Annotated in this window: 3 protein-coding genes and 1 pseudogene; 1 reads left to right on the top strand and 3 read right to left on the bottom strand. The window is 52.9% G+C overall.

Features of this window, described 5'->3' with window-relative positions:
- Positions 1-102: 102 nt before the first annotated feature.
- Positions 103-1,473 carry a class I SAM-dependent DNA methyltransferase gene (locus VB777_RS17255; RefSeq protein ID WP_323250514.1) on the bottom strand — a complete coding sequence of 457 codons (1,371 nt, stop codon included), beginning with the start codon at positions 1,471-1,473 and terminating at the stop codon, positions 103-105.
- 1,303 nt (positions 1,474-2,776) lie between these two features.
- Here VB777_RS17255 and VB777_RS17250 point away from each other — a divergent pair.
- Positions 2,777-3,784: a tyrosine-type recombinase/integrase gene (locus VB777_RS17250; RefSeq protein ID WP_416238390.1), complete on the top strand. Its 1,008-nt coding sequence runs from the start codon at positions 2,777-2,779 to the stop codon at positions 3,782-3,784.
- A 28-nt stretch (positions 3,785-3,812) separates the two neighbouring features.
- Here VB777_RS17250 and VB777_RS17540 read toward each other — a convergent pair whose 3' ends face one another.
- Both VB777_RS17540 and VB777_RS17245 read right to left on the bottom strand, forming a co-directional pair.
- Entirely contained in the window at positions 3,813-4,004 is a 192-nt protein-coding gene (locus tag VB777_RS17540) for a helix-turn-helix transcriptional regulator (protein ID WP_416238389.1), read from the bottom strand.
- Between the two features lie 1,142 nt (positions 4,005-5,146).
- Positions 5,147-5,341: pseudogene (locus tag VB777_RS17245) on the bottom strand (DNA-3-methyladenine glycosylase); the annotation flags it as partial.

The raw sequence follows: 5,341 nt of genomic DNA, 5'->3' as shown, positions 1-5,341 counted from the left end.
CTCGATTCATCGTGGCTGCAAGAGGCGCATCTGCACCTCCGGAATGACAGCCCGTCATTCCACCCTGTTCACCCTCTGATCAGGGCATTCGGGCCCCGGGTTTTACACCACGCAAAGGGACGCGGCCACACCTTCTTGATTGAGTGAAGCGATCATGTGCTGAACAAACGCCAGATCCCCAGCGTCCTTGGGAGGAATGCCGTAGCGATACCTTCCAAACCCATCGTGTTCAGCAGATTCACGACCCCAGTTCTTCAGAGAGAATGGAGGATTGGCAATCACCCGATCAAACCGCATCAGTTCGCCGTTCTCTACATGCTGAGGTTCGCCAAGAGTGTCTCCCTTGCGAATGTCCGCATTGAAGAACCCATGCAGGAACATGTTGAGTTTGCAGATCGCCCAGGTGCTCAGGTTCATCTCCTGACCAAACAACTGAATGTTCTGCTCGTTCTCCCCGTGTCGTGCCAGGTAGTTTCTTGATTGGAGCAACATCCCCCCTGAACCACAGGTTGGATCCAGTACCTTCATTCCTGCATGAGGTTTGATGAGTGCCACCAGCAACTGCACCACCTCACCAGGCGTATAGAACTCACCACCTTTTTTGCCCGCAGAATCAGCGAACATTTTGATCAGGTACTCATAGGCACTGCCCAACAGATCAGGACGATCAAAGTCCTCATTTCTCAGGCGGAACTTGGAGTAGTGGGAGAGCAGATCCCGAAGTTTGCCGTCATTGAGTTTGTTCTTGATGTTGAAGTCAATGGAAACCAGCACTCCCTCCAGTGTCGGGTTGTGCTCCTCAATTGCTTCGGTTGCTTTGTTCAATTCGGCGCCGATGTCGTGCTTGAGGTCCTTGAGGTTCTGCCACCTTCCTTTCTCAGGCACATAGAAGGTTCTGTCATACTCGTCCTTGTCATCAGCGAGTTCCTCTGCCTGCTCCTGGCTCTTGCCGCGATCTAGGTAGTACCGGACAACGCCCTCCCGTGCCTCGTCAAAGGCATCGGACAGGCGCTTGAGGAACAGCATCCCGAAGATGTAGTCCTTGAATTCCGAGGCATCCATGCTCCCCCGCAGGATGTCGGCACTCTTCCAAAGGAACGACTCCAGTTGGGAGAGGGTCAGTTTCTGCCCGATCTGGAAGGTGGGTTCTTGGGCAACGCCATTGCCACCAGTGGATCGGCGGGTGGTCGGCGCTGAGGGTGCTGAGTAGCGGCTGCCCCCAGGGACACCCTCTGCCAAGGCAATGCTCCCCCCACGACCACGACCCTTCACCACCAGGCCAAGGGTGAATGCCTTGTCTTTGACTGCCTCGTACTCCTCTTCGCTGATCTGCCGCTCTGCTGCCCGACTCAGCGCTCCTCGTGCTGACAGATTCCCGATGGTGCTTCCATCAGGGGGGAGCACCTCCAGCAGCAGATCACCCAGGTCCTCGCCTTCGTTCTGATTGGTGGGAATCGTCGCTGATTCGTTCACGATGACTGGGATCCTTTGTCCATTTTGCCCTCAGATCCCTGACATTGCTTGTTATGCCGCTTGCCGCATAAGGACTTAGGGCTTCTTGGACCAGATTCGCTCCAGTGCCTTGCGGAACTCAACCTCGTTCATCGGTCGTGCCCGGTCTCGCGTGCGGAGGGTGCTGCTGATCCACCAGACCTGGAGCCCCCCGAATGCAAGGGCAACCAAGCCAAGCTGGAAGTATCCGCTGTTCAGGTTCTCCATAACGCCGCTCCTTGTGACCTCTGACATCGCTTGCTCTGCTGATGCTGGCGCACTCCCCTCGGATCCAGTTGATAGGACGCTGACCCATTAGTTCCCGTCGTGATGGATCAATGCCTATGCCCTGCTGGTAGCGGGTCAGTGCAGGTGCCGTGGTGACAAACCCCGTCTCCAGGCATCTGAAAGAGGAGGGTCTGTCCCCGAAGGTTCTGAGTGTTGAAGGTGGGTCGCTCGGCGGGAGGTGGTGGTGTGCTGAAGGTGGGATGAGGCAAAGTGACTGCGCTGCAATTGATCTGCATATCCCATCGTGTTCACGGATGAAAACGGAAGATGGGGTAAATGTTGGGGTAAATCCCGACCTAATGCCCCAAAAGTGTCCAGGGTCGTCCAGGTGAGACCGAGATCGACGGACACCCTCTCCGTTTTCTATAAGTCCTGAGACGGGTCAGACTGTCTAAGACTGTTCGCATGACTGGGTTTTACCCCTTGCTGGCGTCTCATGTGGGCGCCTGATGTCCCCCTGTGTGCCCGCTCCGTTTTGTGGGATCTTTTGTGGGATGCAGGCACTCTTTTTGTGAGATAGGATTGTTTTGTGAGATGGCCATCCCTTGTGCGCAAACCTTTGACAGACGCGCAAATCCGCGCTCTTCCTCCCATCCCGAAAGGAGGGAAAAGGGAGGTCCTTTCCTGCGGACAGGGATTACAGATTGTTAACGAACCTGTCGTCGGCAATGTGCCATGTCGGCGGTTCATTCACAGGTATGTCCAGAAACTGCCTAACGGCAGAACCAAGCAGAATGAACTGTCCTTGGGCACCTATGGCAAAGGGGGTGGGCGTCTAAGAGACTGCTGAAAAACCCCTTCAAGGGCCATTCAGCCCGGGAACGCCTGACTCCGAGCCCAGTGTTCACGGGCGCTGCGCCCAGAGGTCAGACTCAAGTCATGGCGACCTCGGGACTTTTTCAGCAGGCTCCTAACGCTGGGTCAAGCGCGTCAAAAGGTCCTGGCGTTTAAGGAGTGGAGGAAGGAAGTTGGACTGTATGCACACCATGACCAATGGTTGTCCCTAAACCGTCCCAAGGAGACATCAGATGCACTCACACTCCGACAAGTATGCGATGCCTGGATGGCGTCCCCTTCAAGGCAGAAGAAAGCGCCGAGCACTCAGCAAGAGTGTCGGCGCCATTTGGATAATCATGTGCTTAAGGTCATATCACCTGACCGGTTGATCAAGGATCTGGAGTGGGACTCCGGTGATGGCAGTGGTGGGAGGCAACTGGTGCAACAGATCAGAAAAGGCATTGAGGCCCGCAAGTCCTATGACATGGCGAATCGCGTGATTCGCACTCTTGGACAGGTTTGCGACTTTGCGATAGAGCAAGGTTGGATGCGTCGCGGGCAGAATCCCTGCACCATTTCCCCGGATGATCGCGCACAACACCAAGCGAAGGGAAATCCAACCCTGACCGTTGATCAGGTGCCAAACTTTCTTCGGGAGCTTAGTGCTTATGGAGAGGGGAAATTTGATTTAGTAGCGACTGCCCTTAAGATGCACTTGTTGCTATGCACAAGACCTGGCGCTCTCGTTGCGATTGAGTGGTCTTGGGTCAATGAGAAGGATGCTCTGATTAAGATTCCTGGTTCAACTCCTGGTCTCAAGCGCCCATCGGATCAGAAGGGCATTGATCACTTGATTCCAATCGCTGATCCAGTGATGGAACTGCTAGATGTCCTAAAGCAAGTCAACGGAAGCAAGCAGCATCTATTTCACAGCCCACGAGGAAGAAAAGATCTGCACATTACACCCTCCGCATTGAATAACTTCCTGAAAGAGCAGCTTGATCTTGGAGGCAAATTAACTGCTCAGGGATGGCGGGATGTTGTGCAAACTGTTTCTCAGGATGATCTTGATTATTCATGGGAAGTGCCCGATAGGCAATTGGGGCATCTTCCCCATAAGAAAGGCGTTCGTGGGCACTATGACAACTCAGAACTGCTTGACAAGAGGCGTGAGTTTATGCGTGATTGGTCTAAATGGTGTATTAAGCAGGGGCTCGCTGTTCCGTAGGCCCCATTTACTTGTCTCAGACCCTCACTCAAGCCGCCTGACTTGCGTGTATTTGCTCATGGCACCACTCCTTAACCTCGGCTAGCGACCAGCGTGCCTGACGATTTCCAATGACAACTTGCTTGGGAAAGTCGCTATTACCGATCATTCGGTAGACTGTTGAACGAGAGAGAGAGGTAATCCTGATAACATCGTTGATCTTAATCAGTATTGGTTCCATAAAGGTTTAATAAGTATTGGGATTACTATTTTAGCATGGATTCCTCACCATGTCAACCCATTGGGCTAGTTGTCTGGGCACGATTGCGGTCCTCATCCCAGCGGAGATGCCATCATCAGTGTCTACCACTTTATTGCCCTAGGTAATCGGCTCAGTGAATGCCTGGCATGCATTAAACTAAGATAGTCTGGCATGACCGCCTCAGAGAAAGTTAAGCACTCAAAATATTCTAAGGAACCTCTGGACAACGAGCCCTCAAAGAGAGCCTGGAGCCGCATTAAGGAACCTCTGATTAACCTCATGTGATGGGTGGTTCTCCCTGGTGAGACTCATTGCGCCGCAATGCTCCCATTCTCTGGGTCCAGGGTTATCCAGAGGTTCCCTAGGCAATGAAAACTTTGACTACACTCTAAAACTACAGGCAATTAATAAAAAATGACTTTAGAAATAGCTAACTCTTTAAGGATCAAGACTTTGCTTAATCGTTAAGAATTATAACACCAGCTGAGCGTGGCTTCCCGCGTGCTGTGGCACCATGGCAAGTGTCCGGGCAGATGCTTTGCACATTTAAGGTGTCTGATGACATCTGTTGGCAACAGGAACCAGCAACTCGTACTGCAATAGGCAATAGACTTTTGTATCCCACTTGAATGCAGTTCATCGCCAGGTAGCTGTCTTGACACTCCTTAAGAGTTTGCTGAAAAAGTCCCGAGGCCGTCATGCCTTAAGCCTTACCTTTGGGCGCAGCGCCCGTGAACACTGGGCTCGAAGTCAGGCGTTCCCGGGCTGAATGGTCCTTGACGGGGTTTTTCAGCAAACTCTTAAGTATGCAGCAGAAAACCTATAAGAAGTATTCGCTTGTGAATGATCACTCTGTTCTTCGTGATGACAGCGTGAGCAGCAAAAGAAAAGGTAAGCCTCTCAACACTAATGCAGACATTCCTTTCGCATGGGAGTACGGCCCCCACGGTGAGTGGTTCCCCGATGACCCCGATGAAATTCTGGATGCTAGTTAGATCCTGATGTAGATACAAGGAGATTGCTCTGCTGTAGCTTTGCCGGGGGGGGGTCTAAATGGACGCTTATAAGCAATCATGCAAGTGTAGAGCATCTGAGCTCACAATTTCACAGAGATGCCATTAGCAGGCGGGCTCATCCTGTGTATACGCCTCTGTTTTCACAATCACACCCCACAGCAGCTCGCCACCCTCTTGGCGTTTCACCAGCAGGCAGCCGATGAGGTCGGGGGCATCCTGCTCGGCGGGGCGGGCGAAGAAGGATTGGGGCAGGTGCTGGGAGGGATTGGTGGCTATGGGTGTGGCTGTGTGTGAAAGCAC

The sequence above is a fragment of the Synechococcus sp. CCY9202 genome (assembly GCF_034931685.1).
GTDB lineage: Bacteria > Cyanobacteriota > Cyanobacteriia > PCC-6307 > Cyanobiaceae > CBW1002.
Note: the sequence above shows the minus strand (reverse complement) of the source record. Positions and strands in the feature narration are given on the sequence as shown.

Coding starts and splice junctions, on each gene's coding strand:
- VB777_RS17540 (WP_416238389.1), bottom strand. CDS start 4,004: ATGGAACCAATACTGATTAAGATCAACGATGTTATCAGGATTACCTCT.